At 58.8% G+C, this 18306-nt stretch carries 12 protein-coding genes; 7 read left to right on the forward strand and 5 right to left on the reverse strand.

From position 1 onward, the window contains the following. Positions 1 to 734: 734 nt before the first annotated feature. Complete coding sequence (locus tag IT444_10005) at positions 735 to 1628, reverse strand: OmpA family protein (GenBank protein ID MCC7193099.1); 894 nt, start codon at positions 1626 to 1628, stop codon at positions 735 to 737. Between the two features lie 60 nt (positions 1629 to 1688). Between IT444_10005 and IT444_10010 the strand changes: the two genes are divergently transcribed. Both IT444_10010 and IT444_10015 read left to right on the forward strand, forming a co-directional pair. Continuing rightward, entirely contained in the window at positions 1689 to 3131 is a 1443-nt protein-coding gene (locus IT444_10010) for an amidohydrolase family protein (GenBank protein MCC7193100.1), read from the forward strand. Between the two features lie 43 nt (positions 3132 to 3174). Beyond that, the gene (locus IT444_10015; protein MCC7193101.1) at positions 3175 to 4071 is read left to right on the forward strand and encodes an NAD(P)-dependent oxidoreductase; all 897 of its coding nucleotides are present in this window, start codon (positions 3175 to 3177) and stop codon (positions 4069 to 4071) included. Between the two features lie 102 nt (positions 4072 to 4173). Here IT444_10015 and IT444_10020 read toward each other — a convergent pair whose 3' ends face one another. Next, the gene (locus IT444_10020) at positions 4174 to 5871 is read right to left on the reverse strand and encodes a nitrite/sulfite reductase (GenBank protein MCC7193102.1); all 1698 of its coding nucleotides are present in this window, start codon (positions 5869 to 5871) and stop codon (positions 4174 to 4176) included. 575 nt (positions 5872 to 6446) lie between these two features. On the opposite strand from IT444_10020, the gene IT444_10025 reads away from it, so the two are divergent. The 5 genes from IT444_10025 (at position 6447) to IT444_10045 (ending at position 14870) form a co-directional block, all read left to right on the forward strand. Beyond that, positions 6447 to 7835 carry a UDP-glucose/GDP-mannose dehydrogenase family protein gene (locus IT444_10025; protein MCC7193103.1) on the forward strand — a complete coding sequence of 463 codons (1389 nt, stop codon included), beginning with the start codon at positions 6447 to 6449 and terminating at the stop codon, positions 7833 to 7835. A 512-nt stretch (positions 7836 to 8347) separates the two neighbouring features. Then, the gene (locus tag IT444_10030; GenBank protein MCC7193104.1) at positions 8348 to 9472 is read left to right on the forward strand and encodes a PEP-CTERM sorting domain-containing protein; all 1125 of its coding nucleotides are present in this window, start codon (positions 8348 to 8350) and stop codon (positions 9470 to 9472) included. A 138-nt stretch (positions 9473 to 9610) separates the two neighbouring features. Further along, positions 9611 to 11566: a heparinase II/III family protein gene (locus tag IT444_10035; GenBank protein ID MCC7193105.1), complete on the forward strand. Its 1956-nt coding sequence runs from the start codon at positions 9611 to 9613 to the stop codon at positions 11564 to 11566. Positions 11567 to 11919: 353 nt separating this feature from the next. Further along, complete coding sequence (locus IT444_10040; protein MCC7193106.1) at positions 11920 to 13332, forward strand: neutral/alkaline non-lysosomal ceramidase N-terminal domain-containing protein; 1413 nt, start codon at positions 11920 to 11922, stop codon at positions 13330 to 13332. A 269-nt stretch (positions 13333 to 13601) separates the two neighbouring features. Then, a complete protein-coding gene (locus tag IT444_10045; GenBank protein ID MCC7193107.1) occupies positions 13602 to 14870 on the forward strand; it encodes a hypothetical protein in 1269 nt (422 codons plus the stop codon). Between the two features lie 189 nt (positions 14871 to 15059). Here the strand turns inward: IT444_10045 and IT444_10050 are convergent, their stop codons facing one another. The 3 genes from IT444_10050 to IT444_10060 all read right to left on the reverse strand — a co-directional run bounded on the left by IT444_10050 (position 15060) and on the right by IT444_10060 (position 18269). Continuing rightward, positions 15060 to 15962: a sugar kinase gene (locus IT444_10050; GenBank protein MCC7193108.1), complete on the reverse strand. Its 903-nt coding sequence runs from the start codon at positions 15960 to 15962 to the stop codon at positions 15060 to 15062. A gap of 62 nt (positions 15963 to 16024) precedes the next feature. Further along, complete coding sequence (locus IT444_10055; protein ID MCC7193109.1) at positions 16025 to 17602, reverse strand: glutamate--tRNA ligase; 1578 nt, start codon at positions 17600 to 17602, stop codon at positions 16025 to 16027. A gap of 25 nt (positions 17603 to 17627) precedes the next feature. Next, on the reverse strand, positions 17628 to 18269 hold the full coding sequence (locus IT444_10060) for a Fe(2+)-trafficking protein (GenBank protein ID MCC7193110.1): 642 nt from the start codon (positions 18267 to 18269) through the stop codon (positions 17628 to 17630). Positions 18270 to 18306: the final 37 nt, after the last annotated feature.

Genomic DNA, 18306 nt, shown 5'->3' on the forward strand with positions numbered 1-18306 from the left:
GCGGCTTTTTTGTTTTCCGGCCGCCCCGTGTTGACCGTCAACACCTGCTGGCCGGTGATCCAACGAAACCCGTCGGTTCAGGTGGCGATGGTGGCCTGTGCTGCCGCCTTGACCGTTGACGCCTTGTTAACCGCTGCCCGATCCGACTCCCCACGCTGCCGCCCTCCACGGCCCACCGCTGCCGGATCGTTGACGGCGTGGGACGTGCGGTGATCCTTGCCCGTCCGATCTGCCCAGGAGCTCGCAGACGCCCCGTCATTCGGTACCCGCCGCTGACGTACAAAGACACCTCAAACCGCATGGCGAGCCCTCCCCGTGGTGCGGACCACCGCCAGGACCTGCACACGTTGCGCAGGCGATAGCTCCGCCCAAGCCTCAATGACTTCCTGCAACGTCAGCCCCGCTTGAATTTGTGAGCGCTTTTCTCTGCCAAACCCGCTTGGCGCTATCGAAAAGGCCGAAATGTTGCGGGTTCGAGCCCCGTCGCCCTCGCTTGCAAACACATTATTTTTAGCGATGCATAGATCGCTGCGCCGGGGGCGGGTACACCTTAGCTCGATTCAGATCGCGGCCCGCGTCGGAGTGATGAGCGCAATTACTGCAACAGGGTTCGCAGCAAATACACGCTCACGTTGAAGATTAAGAGCGATAAAAAAGCCGCGCGGCTGCGCGGCTTTTTCGTTAATCCATATTCCCAATTTATGCACTGACTACCCGCGGACTCACCCGCCGCATTATTTGAATGCGGGATCATCCACTTCCGCCGGTGCTGGCGCTGGAGCCGGTGCCGGGGCCGGGGCGACTTCGACGGGGGCCGCCGCTGCTGCGCCTTCACCTGCGGTGCCCGGGCCGGTGTAGTTGTTGGGTACGAGGAAAATCTCGACACGGCGATTCTGTGCTGCACCTCGCTGGCCGTTGGGGACCACGGGTCGGTTCTGGCCATAGCCCGCCACACCGATGCGCACCTCAGGCACCCCTGCGCCCGCCAGCACATCCTTGACCGCGATCGAGCGGTGGACCGAGAGGTGCCAGTTGGTCGGGTGCTTGGCTCTGGTTTCAGCCCGTGCGATGCGCACGTTGTCGGTGTGGCCGACGATCCGTGCTTCGTAACCCTGCGCTACCGGCCGTGCGAGAATGTCCGCCAGTTTCTGGAGCGCGCGTTTACCTTCCGCGGTGACTTCGGTGCTGCCGAGTGCGAAGGTCAGGTCGCTCTTGAAGCGGACCATGCCGAGCTTCGAGTCATATTCCATGAGGTTCGGGTCGGACGCGGCCAGATCGCGCAACGCCTGATCGAGGTCGCTCGGCAGCGGGCCATACGTGCCGCTGCCCTGGGCGAGCTTATCGAGCGCGTCCTGAAGTTTCTTCGCCATCGCGTCACGATCCGCCAGTGCCTTGGCGAGCTTGTCGGCAAGGTCGGCATCTCCCGGTCTGGCAGCCTCGGTCAGAGCCTTGATGCGGGCGTTGAGTTCCTCGATCTGCGCCTGAAGCTGCGCGACCTGTTCCTGACTGCGGCGGTAGAGCTTGACCTGATCGTCATATTGACGCTGCGATACGCAACCAACCGGGCCCAGCGTCAGCAGAGCCAAAAGTGCCACCGTCGAGTAAACCATCCATGAACGATTTTTCACAGGGATTTCCTTTCAAGCATTGCTCATCTGGAACGGAGTCGATCAGATTATCAGGCTATCGTGTGGGTCTGTAAAGGCAACGGGGTGTACCCGCTGCGAGTTATACGGATCGAGGCGGGGAGTTACGTTTCCCAGCCGTGGGTACGCGGGGCGGACATTGCGGAAACCCGCGCGATCCGATGGACTATCGCCATGAGCGAGCCGTTGACGACAATCTTTCGCGCCGGTGCGGTGCGGGACGCAGCCCCTCGTGAGGTCGCGCCGCAAGGCCCGGTGAATCTCAGCCCCGGTGCGGTGGCGGTGTGCGAGGGGCGGATTGTGGCGGTTGGCGGATGGTCCGAGGTCGAGCGCGCGGTTGGGCGTCCTGTGCGGCTGCGCGTCGTTGATCTGCCCGACCGGCTGATTTTGCCGGCCATGACCAACGCCCATGCGCATCTGGACCTGACGGACATCGGAGCGGTGCCTTACCCCAGCACGGGCCGTGACTTTATCCGGTGGATTGAGATGGTGATCCGGTCCAGGCCGCGCACACAGGAGCAGATCGAGACCGCGGTGCGAAATGGTCTGCGGATGAGTCGTCAATCAGGTGTGGGAATGGTCGGTGACATCGCAGGCAGTGAAACAGCGGTTCGTGCCCGCTGGTGTGCCTCAGAGGAAATACGGTTACCCGGATGCAGTTATCTCGAATGTTTCGGTATCGGCGCAGGAGAGTCAGCAGCAGCGGGACAGGCGACTCTGCGGCGCGATCGGCTGTGGGATGAGTTGAAGCCCAACCCGCAGGGAATAAATCGGGTCGGCTTGCAACCGCACGCACCTTACTCGGCAGGGATCGAGCTTTTTCGGGCTGCGGGTGATCCGCCTTTTACCGCTGCCTGCTCGACCCATCTCGCAGAGACACCGGAAGAAGATCAATTCATACGGCACGGCAGCGGGCCGTTTGTCGAGTTGCTTAAGCGTCTGGGCAAATGGGACGAATCCATCAAACCCACGGGGCATAGTCCGGTTGAGTATCTGGCCCCGGTCCTCAGGACGAGTCGTTGGGTGGTTGCCCACTGCAACGAAGTTTCCGATCGTGACATCGAGCTACTCGCCAGCACGAAAGCAGCGGTTGCCTATTGTCCTCTCGCCAGTGAATACTTTGAGCACGCGGGACACCGTTACCGGGACATGCTGGAAGCGGGGGTCAATGTGTGCATCGGGACTGATTCGCTGATTTGTCAGCCGCCTCACGAGTCGCAACCTCTGGGGGTGATGCCTCAGCTTCGTCGTCTCTACCGCCGTGACCGCACGGATCCAGGTGTTCTGCTGGCGATGGCGACCTGGCGCGGTGAGGCAGCATTGTGCGGGCGGTCTTACGCCGAGGTGGAAACCATCCGTGTCGGTTGTCACGCTGCGCTGGCGGCGGTTCGGTTTGACCCCGCCGTTTCAGCCGACGCACTGACGCAGGCATTGCTGAATGACGAACCGGTTGAGCCGTTGGCTGATGCGGCCGCTTTCCTCTGAGCGAATATCCACAACCCGCATGAGCGGCTAAAGGAAAAAAGTAATGACTCCCATCCAACACGTCGGATACATCGGCCTGGGCATCATGGGTGGTGCGATGGCGCAGAACCTTCTCAAAGGCGGGTACAAAGTCACCGTGTGGAATCGCACCATTATCAAAGCTGACGCACTCCGGGCGGTCGGCGCAGCCGTCGCCACCTCACCAGCCGACCTGGCGTCGCGCAGACCCGATGTGATCTGCATCAATGTCACCGACACGCCCGATGTCGAAGCGATTCTGTTCGGAGATAACGGGCTGGCGACTCAGGCGTCACCCGGCCTGATCGTCGTGGACCACTCGACGATCAGCCCCGTAGCTACGCAGGAGTTTGCGCAGCGATTGGCGGCCCGACACGTCACGTTGCTCGATGCGCCGGTTTCAGGCGGCGATGTCGGCGCACGCAACGCGACATTATCCATCATGGTTGGCGGTCCGGCGGATGCCTTTGAGCGCATGCTGCCGATGCTTCAGAAGGTCGGCAAGACGATCACGCATCTTGGACCGGCAGGCATGGGTCAGGTTTGCAAGGCATGCAATCAGATTGCAGTGGCGCTGACTCTGATGGGTACGTGCGAAGCGATCGCACTGGCGAAAAAAAGCGGCCTGGATGTGGAGAAGATGCTTCAGGTGGTCGGTGCCGGGGCCGGTGCGTCGTGGCAGATTTCCAACCTTGGCCCGCGCATCGCGCAGGGCGATCACAATCCCGGATTCATGATTGATCTGATCCTTAAGGATCTGGCGATCGTCGGGGACACGTCCCGCCGGTTACAACTGCCGCTGGCAGGCACCGCGCTGGCGGAGAATTATTTCCGCGCGGTGGCGGCTGGCGGAGGCGGTCGGCTCGGTACGCAGGCGATGTGCCGCCTGCTCGAACAACTCGGTAATTTCAAAATCAAATAATGCACTGTGACAAAGGGCACATGCGCACTGCGATAAATCGCGGCGCTAAGCGGGGCGAAGCCTTTGCGTGATCATTCATGCAGCCCGCGGCTTGCTGCGGTTTTACGCGCTTAGCGGCTGTGCACCGGGGGCGAATGCCGCATCAATGATGATCGCCAGCAACTGTTCCGGAGGAGTGCGGTCGCACCAAGCGGGGAATTTCTCACCCGGCTGCCGCCCCGCCAGCCACGCCTCGATGAGGCTCTTGATGGACAGGTGAATCCGGTCGGCGGGCACCACGTTCTTTTTGTTGATGTACTCGCCGAACTTCGGGTCTGTCCCCAGCCGCCCGCCCAGCAGGATGCGGAAGCCGTCCACCTTCAGCGGCTTGCCCGCTTCATTTTTCAACACGGGGTCCGCGGTGGGTGTGCCGGTCATGCCGATGTCCGCGATCTGGTACTGGGCGCAGCTGTTGGGGCAGCCGACGAACGTGATAAAGAGCTGATCTTCCTTCGCCAGTGGTACGTTCTGTTCGAGCCAGCTTAAGACTCGACCGGCCCGGTGCTTGGTCTCGACGACCGCCAGGTTGCAGAACTCGGTTCCCGTGCAGGTGATCAGCGAATCTCGCAGCGGGTGCGCCACGACCGGCAGATGTACGGTCGGGCTGGACAGCTCCGCGGTCAGTGCATCGACGTTGCTCCGAGGTACATCGAGGATGATGACATTCTGCTTGGCGGTGAGTCGGATGCGCTTCTGGCCGACGGCGTAGCGATCCGCAAGCCGGGCGATATCCGCCATGTTTTTCGCGGTCCATCGGCCGCGCTCGATGGGTACGCCGACGTAGAAGTTACCGTCCTTCTGCTCGCCGATACCCATATGGTCACTGTGTTCAGAGGGGGGATGGAGCAGCGTATCGTCATGTTCAAGTTTGAAGCCGAGCTTTTCTTCGATGCGGTCGCGTGTCCACTCCCAGCCTTTGTCGTCAACGAGGAATTTGAGTCGGGCGCGGTTACGTTTTTCACGGTAGCCGTAGTCACGGAAAAGGTGGGCGACAGCTCGGGCGACCTGTGTGACCTGATCGGGTCGAACAAAGGCGCGCAAGGGCTTGGCGTAATAGGGGGTGTCGGAAAGCCCGCCGCCGACCATCAGAGCGTAGCCGACTTCGCCGTTGGCGCGTTTGACGCCGTAGAACGCCAGGTCGTTGATTTGCGGCTGGTGGCAGTGGATAGCGCAGCCTGCGAGGGAGGTTTTGTATTTGCGGGGCAGGTTGGAGAATTCCCTGCCGCCGAGTCGGTACATCTCATTGACCTCGAGAACGTGCGCAGAGGAATCGATAATTTCGTCTTTGGCGACGCCTGCCAAGGGGCAGGAAACGACGTTACGGGGTGTGTCACCGCAGGCGAACTGGCAGAAGAGGTTGACCTCTGCGAGGGTGGCGTAGATGGGTTTGATGTAGTCGATGCGCAGCCAGTGGAGCTGGATAGTCTGCCGTGTGGTGATGTCACCAAAACCGCGGGCGTATTTTTCGGTGATCTCGGAGATGCGTTTGAGCTGGGCGGGGAAAATTTGACCGCCGGGAATCTTGATGCGCTGCATGAAGAAGCCGGCTTCATTGGGTCGCTGCGGGTAGAGACCAAACCAGCGGAACAGTTTGCGCTCGGATTCAGACGCGGCAGAGAAGTCGCCCTTGGCGGAGTATTCGAGAATATTTTCGAGAACGGAAAAGCCATCTTTTTCGAGCTTGTAAAGCTCAAACTTGGACAGCGGAGGCGTCCCGGCAGGTGTGGTCGTGGGTGAACTCGGCGGAGTGACGGTACTCATGGTGCTCTCAAAACGGAACGGATTGGTTAAATGCGACTAATTTTGTCGCCATTAAAAAAGATGGTAGGGGAAACGAAAGACGGAGGCAAGGAGAAAAGTCAAACTTTATTCGAGCCGTGCAGTCTAACCGAAACTGTCTCCGGCTGTGCAACTCAGCCGGCTATTCCGACACGCCGATGCGAAAATAACAGGGCCATCATTGCCGATCGACAGGAGGAGCGCATCCTGACAACTTGTTGTCGGCTGCGATTTTCATGGAGTTGCCTTTGTCAAGCTACAATAGCTAAAATGATCTAACCATTTAACGGTTAACAAAATAAAGCTAGACGTGATAGTCGTCACAGGGTCAGATTGATGGAGGATGGCTGGGGGTTAAATGGGACGGAAAGCAGTCAGGGTCTAGCGGAGGCGGCAGCGTACAGAACGGTATTTAGTCCCGATAAGATAGGTAATTCAATACCGTCAGGCTGGTTAACTCGATTCGGCCTCGCCGATGGCCGACGATAACCCTCACGGGATGCTGCGTCGGATCGCGGCATCGCTTTGTTCAGCAGTTTCAGACCAAGGACAGTTTCATGCGCATCACGATGGTGGGAACCGGTTACGTTGGCCTCGTCACGGGTACTTGCTTTGCCAATACTGGAAACGACGTGACCTGTCTCGATATCGATGAAAAAAAAATCGCTCGGCTTAACAAGGGTGAGTCACCCATCTACGAGCCGGGGCTTGATGAGTTGATCCGTCGCAATGTTAAAGCGGGACGACTCAAGTTCACCACGGACAAAAAGGCGGCGTATCAACGCGCGGAGGTTGTCTTTGTCTGTGTCGGCACACCTAGTGACGATCGCGGCCGGGCTGATCTGAAATACGTGCTGGCGGCGGCGCGGGACATAGGCGATGCGATCGAGAGCGACACAGCCGAGGCTGACCGTCGCGCCAAGATCATCGTCGTTAAATCCACCGTGCCTGTCGGCACCAACGCAAAGGTCAAGGCGGAGATCAGCTCACGCACCCGCAAGCCTTTTTACATGGCTTCGAACCCGGAGTTTCTCAAGGAAGGCGCAGCGATCAACGACTTCAACAAGCCTGATCGCGTGGTCATCGGCTGCGCGGACAAGGGCACGGGTGATCGGCTGCGCGATCTCTACGAGCCGTTCGTGCGTCAGGGAAACCCGATTTTTCTGATGGATATTCCCAGCGCGGAGATGGTCAAGTATGCCGCCAACGCCATGCTTGCCACGAAAATCTCGTTCATTAACGAAATCGCCAACCTCTGCGAAAGCTACGGTGCGGACATCGATGAAGTCCGTCGCGGGATGTGCAGTGATAAACGGATCGGCAACCAGTTCCTCTATCCGGGTCTGGGCTACGGCGGAAGCTGCTTCCCCAAGGATGTGCTGGCGGTGATCTCGATGGGTGACGAGGCGGATACCAAGACGCACCTGCTGGCCGCGGTCCACGATGTCAATCAGAAACAAAGGCTGGCGTTCCTGGCGAAAATCGACAAACACTTCGCCCCCGCCCCCGGAAACAAATTCAGTAACGGTAACGGTAAGACGGCTCCCGCGAATCTCAAGGGCAGGCGGATTGCAGTCTGGGGTATTGCATTCAAGCCCGGCACGGATGACATCCGCGAAGCGCCTTCGATCACCTTGATGAAGGCTCTGCTTGAGCGTGGTGCGCAGGTTGCGGCATATGACCCGGTGGCCTTTGAGCCGGCCCGGCATGTCTTTGGTGACAAGATCGAATACATCAACGAGCCGACCTCAGCTCTGGATAAAGCCGATGCGCTGATCGTCTGCACCGACTGGGATGAGTTCCGCCAACCGGACTTTGAGGATATGAAGCGGCGGATGAAGTCCCCCGTGGTGTTCGATGGTCGAAACCTCTACCGCCCGGACCACATGAAGGAACAGGGGTTCATCTATCACTCGGTGGGGCGTGACGCGGTGATCAAAGATTGAGTCGCCACGTCGCCGAATTGAGCAAGCCCGGGCGTTCCCACCGCCTTAAGTTTCGACCATTTTTTGCACCTGATTGTTGACCCGCTTGGGGTGGTAATCCGCTCGATTCGCGGGTTGATAGTGTTATTTTAATGCGCTTGTAACTAGTCAATTTTACAATATTTATACCCGACAGGTTATTTTGTGGTTAGTTGATCGGATTTGGGTTGACACCTTATCGGGCTGCGGTAATTTCGTCTTCGTGGGGACAACGATCAGCATTTCATTCATGTCCCTCAAAATCAGTTTCGTCGTCAGGCTGGGTGCGGGGTGGTGAACGCCTGTCGATGAAGTTTTGCTGCGGTTGAGAGTTTAATTTTCAGGAGACGGGCTGACCGTCTCCGCCGCGCGGCCTTCTTTCCCGCGCGTTTACGGGGAAGTTTTCAAAATCCAGGTTCTGCTATGGCTCTGCTCGCGCGTGCGACAGTGCATCCGAGGTGTTTCTGGCGGTCCACATTTCCAGGAGGATTGCGATGAAAAGTACATCCCTTCTTTTCGCTCTGGCGGTTTCCCTCTTAACCTCGACGCTGGCGTTCGCGGCACCGGTCACTCACGGCACATTGGTGGCTGATGATGGTGTGGATGTTTATGACTGGGAATTGGCTGACCTGATCAGCACCCATATCCCGACCTATGAAAGCATGATCCTCGCCTTTACCGAGTGCTACGGCGGGGACAAGATGGATGACTTTGCTGGCAAGCCCAATACCACCGTTCTCTCCGGCAGCACGCCAGGCAATACGACACAGTACGGCGGATACCACGCTGCCCTCAGCGGCGCGCTGACACCCGGCAGCACCACCAACGCGGCACATGCCGCTGGTGTCGCGGGTGCCCATCCGACCGGCGACTCACCCACCTCAGCAGGCCCCAACCAGACCATCGGCGGGACCAACTCCACTCACATCCTCATCTGGGCGGGTGATCCCAATGCCCAGGATCAGCAGGACATTCAAAACATCCACAACAACTTTGCCGGCCATCCCAACACCACCATCACCACTCTCTCCGGCGATGGTACCGGCCCTAACGCCGATGGTGCCGCCACCAAGGACAACCTCATCGACGCCCTCGATGACATCGGCGACGTGATGAACGCCAACGAGCAATTCATCCTCTTCGTCACCGACCACGGCGATCTCGATACCGGTGAAAACGCGGCGACTCTCACCCCCGGTGCGAACAATTTCACCATTCCTCTGCCCGCGCTGCCCGACATGATTAACGATCCGCTCAACATCCCCGGACTGTCCATTTTCAGCCAGCACCAGATCGTGCCGACTGAGATCCTGCAGATGCAGCTCAACGGGCAGAACATGCCTTCGTCGTTCTTTGATGTCTTTACGGAGATTCAGCTCGACTACGACAACGACACGATCATCGACATGTATGAGTACCACGCACCGCTGTGGATCTCGGAAGGGGCACTCCTACCGTCCAACAATCTGTTTATCGGCGCGGGTATCTCCTCGTCGCTGGACTTGATCTCGCTGGAAAGCGGCGCGATTTCCCGGCTGCCTGAGCCGGCCAGTCTTGTGCTGCTGGCGGCAGGAATCCTCGGTATCGCACCGCGGCGCAGGACAACTGGTCGCGCGTAACGCGCCGCCAGCCGCAATCCTCGTAAATCACACGCCTCACTCACACGCGCTCAATGAGCGCGTGTTTTTATTTAGCATTCAGCGCATCTGGTTGCAGCATGATTTTCATCACAGATAATCTGCCCCAAAGGACCCGTGATGACAATCAGTTCATGCATTGACCGTGCAGCGATCGCGGCTGCAGACATCATCAACAGCGCCACGCCGCTCGAATGCACGCTATTAGGCGTTCATCCGCGTCTGTTCTGTATTACGCATCCGTTCGAGATACTTCGGCAGCGGCTCGATGCTGAGCCGTGGAAGCATTGGATGGAGCGTCTGCGGCGCGATGGCGAGTCGCGCCTGACGATTCAAATTCCTGAACGACTTATGGGCGTGAGCAATCCCGGCTTTGATGCTCGCGGAATCGGCGGCCACCTCATCAGCCTCTCCCTGCTTTATCGCCTGACCGAGGAGTCCAAATACCGCGACCGAGTCTTGTATCTCATGCGGCGGTTGGACGGCGAGCCGAACTGGGGTGACTCGCTGACCTACGGCCACTGGGCGCAGGGCTACGCGGTGGCGCTCGACTGGCTCTGGCACGATCTCGATGAGGCGACGCGGCATGCCTGTATCGAAACGCTGTACAGCCGCACACGCTACGTCTTCGACAAGTGGGCTACCTACCGGGCCGGCGATGCGTTCGGATATACGTGGAACATCGCGGCGGTTGTCCTCGGCGGCGTGATGGCCGCGGCCGGCTGCCTCTACGGCGAGCGTGCTGATGTCGCACCATTCGCCAACCTCGCCTGGGAAAAAATGCACGCCCAGAGCAACGCCCTTGGTCCCGACGGCGTGTCACCTGAAGGCATCATGTACGGCGGGTACTACGCCAGCTATCTCACAGCCAATTTTTTTCTGGCCGGCGAGTTGCTAGGCCACGACCTTTTCGCCATGACTCCGTGGCTGTCGCGGTACGCAATGGCGCTTTACGACCAGTCGCTCCCCCGCGCTTCATGGATTGCTGACGACGCTTTTTTCATGCAGGGCGACGCCCACGGCAATGTGTTCGGCAGCGAATCCGTCCTGCGGATTATCGCCACCGCGACTGGTGATCCTGCTACGCAATGGCTGGCTGACGAGTTTCTCAAGAGCGGCTTCGGGAGTGTCAGTCCGTTCACGTTCCTGCTCTACGATCCTGGGATCAAAGCTGTGCCTCCGCTCGGCCGCTCACCGTTCGCATGGCTGGAAGATCACGACATCGTGATCATGCGCGACAACTGGAGCGGGACCGAATCAGCCAGCGTCGTCAAGTGCGGTCCGAATGTCGGCCATCATGCCGCCCGCCGCTACAACCACCCGCTCGGCGGCGGACACATGCAACCCAACAACGGAGAAATCCAGATTTTTTCCCATGGCGGGTGGGTCTTGACCCATCCCGGCTACGTTTACAAAAACACCGCATTTCACAACACTCTGCTGATCAACGGCGTCGGCCAGTATGGTGAAAACTCGGAGTGGTTCGAGGACTTGCCGTATCGCCAGCGTCGTCAGTATCCATTCATGGAACGGGCCGAGCATCACGAGTTGTGGGATTACTGCATCGCTGACATGACCCTGGCTTATCCTGTGGAATTGGGTTTGCGCCGATTGCGGCGGCATGTCCTCTACATCAGGCCCGATGTCTGGATCATCGCCGACGCCGTGGAGAGCGTGTCTCCGATCACGCCGACGCTCCTGTTTCATACGGCCTTTCCCGTTCGGGGCAGTGATTCCAACACCTTTGTCGGACGCGGGGAGAAGGTTGCCTGTCGTCTCCGCTTTCATGCTGCTGCGGCACTTAAGGCGACGACGGAGGACCAGCCACGCATCCACACCGGGGGCAAGACGCATGGCACGATGCCTCTGTTGCGGATTTCTCCAGCCACCGCCGCGACGCGACATCTGCTGGTAACGTGCGTGCAGACTGCGCCAGCCGCTGCTGAGGTCACGGAAGCGGTTCAGATCGATGTGTCAGGCTTGGAGGATGAGGTGCGTATCCATACGGCGATGCCCCGCCTGACCGTGACGCTTACGCCTTTCAGCAGTCAAGCACCGGCTGCTAAGGATGCCTGAGCTATCTAGCGAACGGCGACCACCGGTGCCTTGATGGGTGGAGTTTTATGCTCGTGGAGTTCCTGCCGTGATCTCCATGATCGCGTTCCTTTTGTCATGCTTCTGCCGTCGCTGGCGCGAGCGTGTGATGTGATGCACAACCCGGGCTGCCACTCGACCTGGTTACGCTGCCGCGAAATCGAGATATTCAGCTTCACCTCTGTTCACCCCCTGCACAGTAAGCGGCAACGATGAACAAACGCACGGTTTGAGAACTCGCTTGCCGGATACTTTTAGTTACAGATAATTCGTTCACGAAGTCCTGCAAATCGATGCGGGGATTTTCGGTCTGAGGGCACGCTGGAGATTTACTCATGCTCGAAGCAGGATTTGGCCGCACGGACATCACGCCTCGCGTGGGTGTGGAGCTTTGCGGATATGGGCCGTATCGCAACCGCCACTCGACCTCAGTCCGCGACCGACTGTGGGCCAAGGCTATAGCCCTGAAACTGAGCGGTACGACGCTCGTCCTGGTCAGTTGTGACCTTATCGGCGTCGCAACCGAGGTGACCCGGCGAGTCCGCGAGTTGGTACGGCGATCGTCCGGCCTGCCTCCCGAAGCTGTCATGGTGCATTGCACCCACACGCACAGCGGGCCTAACCCGCTGCCGCATCTGACCGGCTGGGGTGACGTGGACGCACCGTGGTATGAGATGCTGCCCTATCGCATCGCCAAGGCCTGTGAGCAGGCGATCGGCGATCTTCAGCCCGCAACTCTCCGCCATGCGGCGACGCCTTGCGAAGGTATCGCGCTCAACCGGCAGTATGACCGGGACTCTCCGCCATTTGCTGAGGTTGCGGATGAAAATTGGCGGCCGGCTAAACCCGAACTGACCGATACCCGTTGCCACGTGCTGACGGTTAATCGTGGTGACAAGCTCGCAGGATTCCTCGCATACTTCGGCTGCCACCCGGTTGTCGGCTCGTCAGTGACGACCTGTATCCACGGCGATTTTGTCGGCGTCGCAATGACGATGCTGGAACGCGAAGCGTCCGGCTCTCCGGGGATCACCGGCATGTTTCTTCAGGGCGCGCTGGGCGATGTCAACTCCGGCTTCGTCCACAAAAACGAGGCTGAGACCATGATGGGGCTGGACATCCTCGCCTCACGGTTTGCCCGGAGCGTGAGGCGGGGCATCGTGGAAGCACAGCCCATTGAGGTTGATGTGATTCGAGGTGTGCTGCGTGATGCGGTGTTCAAGACCCGCAGGATGACCGAACCCCAGTTACGAAAGATGCTCGCCGAGTACGAGTTGAAGTTGCACACTCCCGATGCATCCGACGAGGATGGTCAGACGCGGCTGGCGATGGTTTACGTTTCTGCTTTACGTGATCTGATTGCGAGGCGTAAGCGGGGCGACTCGATGGACCTGTCCACGCAGGTGCAGGGATTCCGCATCGGGCCGGTCTCGCTGCTGGGAGCACCGCTGGAGATTTTTCAGGCGATTAAGAATGACGTGGTGAAACAAGCTGTTTCGCCGGTCCCGCTGGTTTTGAGCGTGACCAATGATGAGCTGGGCTACGCCACGGATCGCACGACAGCCGCGACAGGGGGTTATGCAGCCGAGCAGGTGCCGTTCATGTGCCGACAACTGCCTTTTGATAAGGTCCATGACTCACTTGCCGGGCAACTCCTCGATCTGGATGCGTCCCTGCATGAGGGAGCCGCCGTCACCCGTAAGAGCAAGCGTATGTTGAAGCGAAGCGGTAGGCGTTTAGCTAAATAAATATCCGACCGTATTTTTTGTACGCTTATCATCTTGTAATAATTTTATAAGTCAATTTATATTAAATATTTAATTCTGAAAGTTCTGGTTAAGGTAAGTCGAAAATTCGTTCTGTAATTTTTGGCGTAAAGGTAAAATTGTTGTATAATGACGGGAGAAGCTGCCTTGATGTAATTGCTATCTGTCCTCGCAACAGTAGCGATGTATTCGTTTTCTGAGCACAGGTAGTGTTGTCGGAGAAAGCAAGAGGAAATTAAGGAGGAGGAAGCATGCCCTGTTTGACGTCTCGCAAGTCCGCTCTATTCATGGGTGGATCGGCCGTTCTTCTGGCGTTATCGCTATCGACTCCCACCCACGCTGCACCGACCGATGCTGCATGGGGATGGGGGTTTAACATCTACGGGCAGCTTGGCTACGGATCAGCCGTTGACACTCATCCCACACACGTTGCTGTCAACTCTCCGATGGACGGCGCTGTCTCCGCGGTCGGGGCAGGGTTTTACCACAGTCTGGGACTCACCAGCAGCGGCGCTGTCTATGCGTGGGGTCGGGGCGACTCAGGCGAGTTAGGCAACGGTGCGAACAGTCATTCGTCCTCTCCTGTGGCTGTCAACACGCTGACCAGCAACGTGACCGCCATCTCGGCGGGAGGGAATTTCAGTCTGGCGATCCAGAACGGCAACGCCTTCTCCTGGGGGGCGAATGGAAGCGGCCAGCTCGGTAACGGCAACAACACCAACTCCAACACCCCCGTTCAGATTCTCACTGGCAGCGTGACCGCCATCTCCGCGGGAGGCGACGCCACCGAGGGGCCAGAGTTCGCCTTGGCGGTCCAGAATGGTGCTACCTATGCGTGGGGAAAAAACGCCAATGGCCAATTGGGTAACGGCACGAACACTGATTCCAATACTCCAGTAGCTGTCAGCAGCCTGACCAGCGGTGTCACGGCTGTCTCGGCTGGGGGATATCACAGTCTGGCGATTAAAAATGGTGCCGTTTACGCCTGGGGTTATAACGGACAGGGCGAATTCGGAAACAGTACGTTTACCAGCAGCAATACTCCCGTCGCCGCTTCGGTCCTTACCAGCGGCGTGACCGATATTTCAGCCGGGAGCTATCACAGCCTGGCGATCATGAACGGCGACGTCTATAGCTGGGGATATGACGCCTCTGGTCAACTCGGCAACGGCGCGGGCGGGTCCAGCGTCAACACTCCGACGATGGTGCTCCAAGTAGTTGGCGTGCCCTTTGTCCGCGTCGTGGCGTCTAAGGGTTCCAGCTTTGCACTCTCATCGGACGGCAGCATCTGGAGCTGGGGACTCAACAACTACTATGGCGAGGCGGGCTTTGAAAGCGGAAGCCCTGCCCAGTACGACACTCCGCAGCACCTGCTCCCTCCGACGGGCTATGTGTACACCTCTATTGATTCCGCCCATGCACACGTCATCGCTACGCTTGCCTCTATCCCTGAGCCGGCCAGCGCAGCACTTCTGGCCGCAGGCGGGCTGTTGGTTCTGCCCCGTCGCCGTGGCCGATAAACAGTACGCGGGCTGCGCATCCATGCGCGGATACAGCTTTCGTCTCTATTTAACGAGACCGTAAGGCGCGGTGATTGACGGTGGAAAGCTCCGCACTCTTAAGGCCGCGACTCGTCCAGACAGAGTTTCTCAGATCTCTTTCTGCGTCCGCCTGCGATCGTATTCGATCGAAGTCGTTGTCCGGGTGGTTCAGATCGCCAGCATTCGCTGGTACTCCGCCAATCGCGTGTCCAGGTCTTTGCGGGTGATCTGCATGAGACGGCTGAGGCTGAAAGATTCGATGTTGTAACTGGCGACGATGGTTCCATACGCCATCGCTTTTCTGAGGCTGGGCAGGGAGAGATCATCGGTGGAGGCGAGGTAGCCCATCATGCCGCCGGCGAACGAATCGCCCGCGCCAGTGGGATCAACGACGTGATCCGCCGGATAGGCCGGCAGCACGACTTTGAGATTGCCGTGCGTGATCAGCGCGCCGTGTTCGCCTTTTTTCACCACCACGAACTTCGGCCCCATCTTCGTGATCTTCTCCGCCGCACGAATCACGTTGCTGTCACCGGCGAGTTGTTCCGCCTCATCATTGTTCAGCACCAGCCCGTCCACACGCTTGAGCAGCTTCAGCAGCGTCGGCCGTTCCGTTTCGATCCACAGATCCATCGTGTCGGCGATGGTGAGCCGGGCGTGGGGGAATTGTTCGAGCAGCGATAGCTGGCCCGCTGGATGGGTGTTGGCGAGGAAAACGTAGCGGCTGTCGCGGTACGCCTCAGGCACGGGGGGCAGTGCCTCCGCCAGCACGTTGAGCTGGACCTCCAGCGTGTCACGGTGGTTCATGTTCTCGTGATATTTGCCGCGCCAGCGAAAGGTCTTCGACCCTTTTCGTGTTTCCAGCCCCGCCAGATCGACCTTGAAATGCCGGAATGTGTTGAGGAACTCCGGCGGGAAATCCTCGCCCACAGCGCCGACGAGCCGCACTGGACCGAAAAACGATGCCGCTGCCGCGAAATAAATCGACGACCCGCCCAGCACGTTGTCAGCATTGCCTGTGGGTGATTCGATGGAGTCGATGCCGATAGAGCCGGTGACGATCAGTGACATGGTTTGATTAGGGTAGGGGGTTGAGGTTGAGGATTCAGGGTTGAGGTTGCGGATTGTAAGGATCAGCGAGGTAACGCGGCAGCGCAGAAGGTCAGGCAGCGATCGATTCTTCGGATAGTCGCTGATTTACCGAGGATCGCCAGCGTGTCGTGAATGGCCGGGCTGACCGTCGTGCCGGTGATGGCAACGCGCAGCGGCTGTGCGACATCGCCCATGCCGCGATTTGTCCGGGTGGAAAACGTCTCGATAAAGGTGTGCAGCGCAGCGGGGGACCAGTCGGACAGGCTGTTCATCTCGTCGCGAAGCTCGGTCAGGACTTTCAGACCCGCGCTGTCATTTTTTCGGAGTACTTTTTCGACGGCTTTGGCGTCAAGCTCGATCGCTTCATCGTCTGTGATAAAAAATCGGCCCATCATTGCCGGATCAGCCAGCGTCTTGCTGCGCGGGCGGTAAGCCTCGGCGATCATCCGCAGCGCATCATCACTGAGTTTGCCGGGAAACTCCGGCTGGAAGGCTCTCAGATGTCCCAGCCATCGAGTGAAAAACTCATCCGGTGAGAGTTTGGAGATCGTCTCCTGATTGAACGCGAGCAGCTTGAGACGGTCGAACTTCGCATTCGACTTACCCACGCGATCCAGCGTGAAATGGCTGACGAGGTAATCGAGGTTGAACCGTTCGTGATCCTTATCCGGTGGTGACCAGCCGAGCAGCGCGAGATAGTTGAGGATCACTTCGGGCAGATAGCCGCTGCGTCGGAAGTCGATCACGCTCACTTCGGGGAGCTGGAGTCGCAGTGTCCGGCCGAGGCTCTCGGCGATATCCATGTCGTCGTTTTCTTTGGCCATGAATGCCGCCATTCGGGGGCCGTCCACGCCGCTCTGTTGTGCAAGTGTGGCGACGGTTTGAGTCGGGGCTTTCTTAAGCCAATCCTCTGCGGCTTTGCGTGCGGCTTTGGCTTTGTCGCGCTTGCCCATCTTTGAGTTGTCGGGGTTCAGGATCGCCGGCATGTGTGCGTAGCACGGCGTGGGATAGCCCAGTGCCTCCTGAAGCGCGACATGCTTAGGCGTGTTCATGAGGTGCTCCTGACCACGGAGCACGTGCGTCGTTCCCATCGTCGCGTCATCGACCACGACAGCCAGGTGAAACGTGGGAAATCCGTCACTTTTGAGGATGATGAAATCTTCGAGCTGATCTTTGGCGATGGTGATATTACCCAGCACTTCGTCGTGAACAGTGATATCCCGGCCGGGCATACGGAAGCGGACAGCACCGTTCTCCTCGAAAGCACGACCGGCGGTGATGAGCTTCCGAGCGCAGTCGCGGTACTGTTCAAGCCGCTGACTCTGGAAATAGGGTGCGTGTGGACCTCGCTGACATTGATAAGGATCGGCGGCGTCGGGATCAGGCCCTTCGTCCCAGTCGATCCCCAGCCACTTGAGATCGTCGATCATGGCGACGGTGCTGGCGGCACTCGAACGGCTCTGGTCCGTATCCTCGAAACGCAGAATAAACGTGTTGGCGCCAGTGTGGCGGCGGGCAAACGCCCAGGCAAACAACGCCGTCCGCGCCCCGCCGATGTGCAGATAGCCCGTCGGCGATGGAGCGAAACGAGTGACGATCTTGGTATTCACATCCGGCATGATCGCGCGATTGTAACGTCAGCGATCAGGTTGTCGGTGCGGATTGTTTGGCGTGCTCGAGTGCATCCTCACGGGTGAAGCCCAGCCACTCAAGCATGTGCTCCTCATATGCACGCGAATGATCTTCACGCGACAGGTCGAGACGCAGCTCGTTGATGACCTTGGTGCCCATGCCAATCCACTCGCGCCAGGTGTCCTGCGTGTAGTAGTCGTAGATGAATCTGCCGATCGGTCCGCGCATCGGAGGGTCGGCGAGTCGATTGCCCGGCTTGCCGCTCTTGCGATCGACGATCACGTTTTCACCTAGCTCCACCTGTGCGGTTTGCGTCCGCTTAACCTCCGGTACGGGCTGGCCCAGCTTCTGAAGGAGCGAACCCATCGCCCGCTGCGGCATTACGTCACCCTGGCTGGCAGCCACCACGTAGCCCTTGGTGAGCAATTCCGCGGCGTCGTCATTGCGGTTGAGTTGAATGAGCACCTGTCCCAGAAGCTGATAAGCGCGCGAGCTGCGCGCATTAAGCTCGATGGCTCGGTTGAGTGCCTTGGCTGCTTCCTCGGAGCGGCCGGCATCGCGGTACGCATTGCCGAGGCTGAACCAACCCATGTCGTTGTCGGGATCGGATTGAGTCATCTTCTCCCACTGTTCGATACGTGTGTTTGCATCCATGCTCATAGCATAGGCGGTATGAACGACAGGATGTAGT

The organism is Phycisphaeraceae bacterium (genome assembly GCA_020851465.1).
In the GTDB taxonomy this organism is placed as follows: Bacteria; Planctomycetota; Phycisphaerae; order Phycisphaerales; family Phycisphaeraceae; genus JADZCR01.

Bases quoted from the DNA above. Each gene is read 5' to 3' on its own strand.
- IT444_10015 (MCC7193101.1), top strand. From the start codon at position 3,175: ATGACTCCCATCCAACACGTCGGATACATCGGCCTGGGCATCATGGGT.
- IT444_10020 (MCC7193102.1), bottom strand. From the start codon at position 5,871: ATGAGTACCGTCACTCCGCCGAGTTCACCCACGACCACACCTGCCGGG.
- IT444_10025 (MCC7193103.1), top strand. From the start codon at position 6,447: ATGCGCATCACGATGGTGGGAACCGGTTACGTTGGCCTCGTCACGGGT.
- IT444_10030 (MCC7193104.1), top strand. From the start codon at position 8,348: ATGAAAAGTACATCCCTTCTTTTCGCTCTGGCGGTTTCCCTCTTAACC.
- IT444_10035 (MCC7193105.1), top strand. From the start codon at position 9,611: ATGACAATCAGTTCATGCATTGACCGTGCAGCGATCGCGGCTGCAGAC.
- IT444_10040 (MCC7193106.1), top strand. From the start codon at position 11,920: ATGCTCGAAGCAGGATTTGGCCGCACGGACATCACGCCTCGCGTGGGT.
- IT444_10045 (MCC7193107.1), top strand. From the start codon at position 13,602: ATGCCCTGTTTGACGTCTCGCAAGTCCGCTCTATTCATGGGTGGATCG.
- IT444_10050 (MCC7193108.1), bottom strand. From the start codon at position 15,962: ATGTCACTGATCGTCACCGGCTCTATCGGCATCGACTCCATCGAATCA.
- IT444_10055 (MCC7193109.1), bottom strand. From the start codon at position 17,602: ATGCCGGATGTGAATACCAAGATCGTCACTCGTTTCGCTCCATCGCCG.
- IT444_10060 (MCC7193110.1), bottom strand. From the start codon at position 18,269: ATGGATGCAAACACACGTATCGAACAGTGGGAGAAGATGACTCAATCC.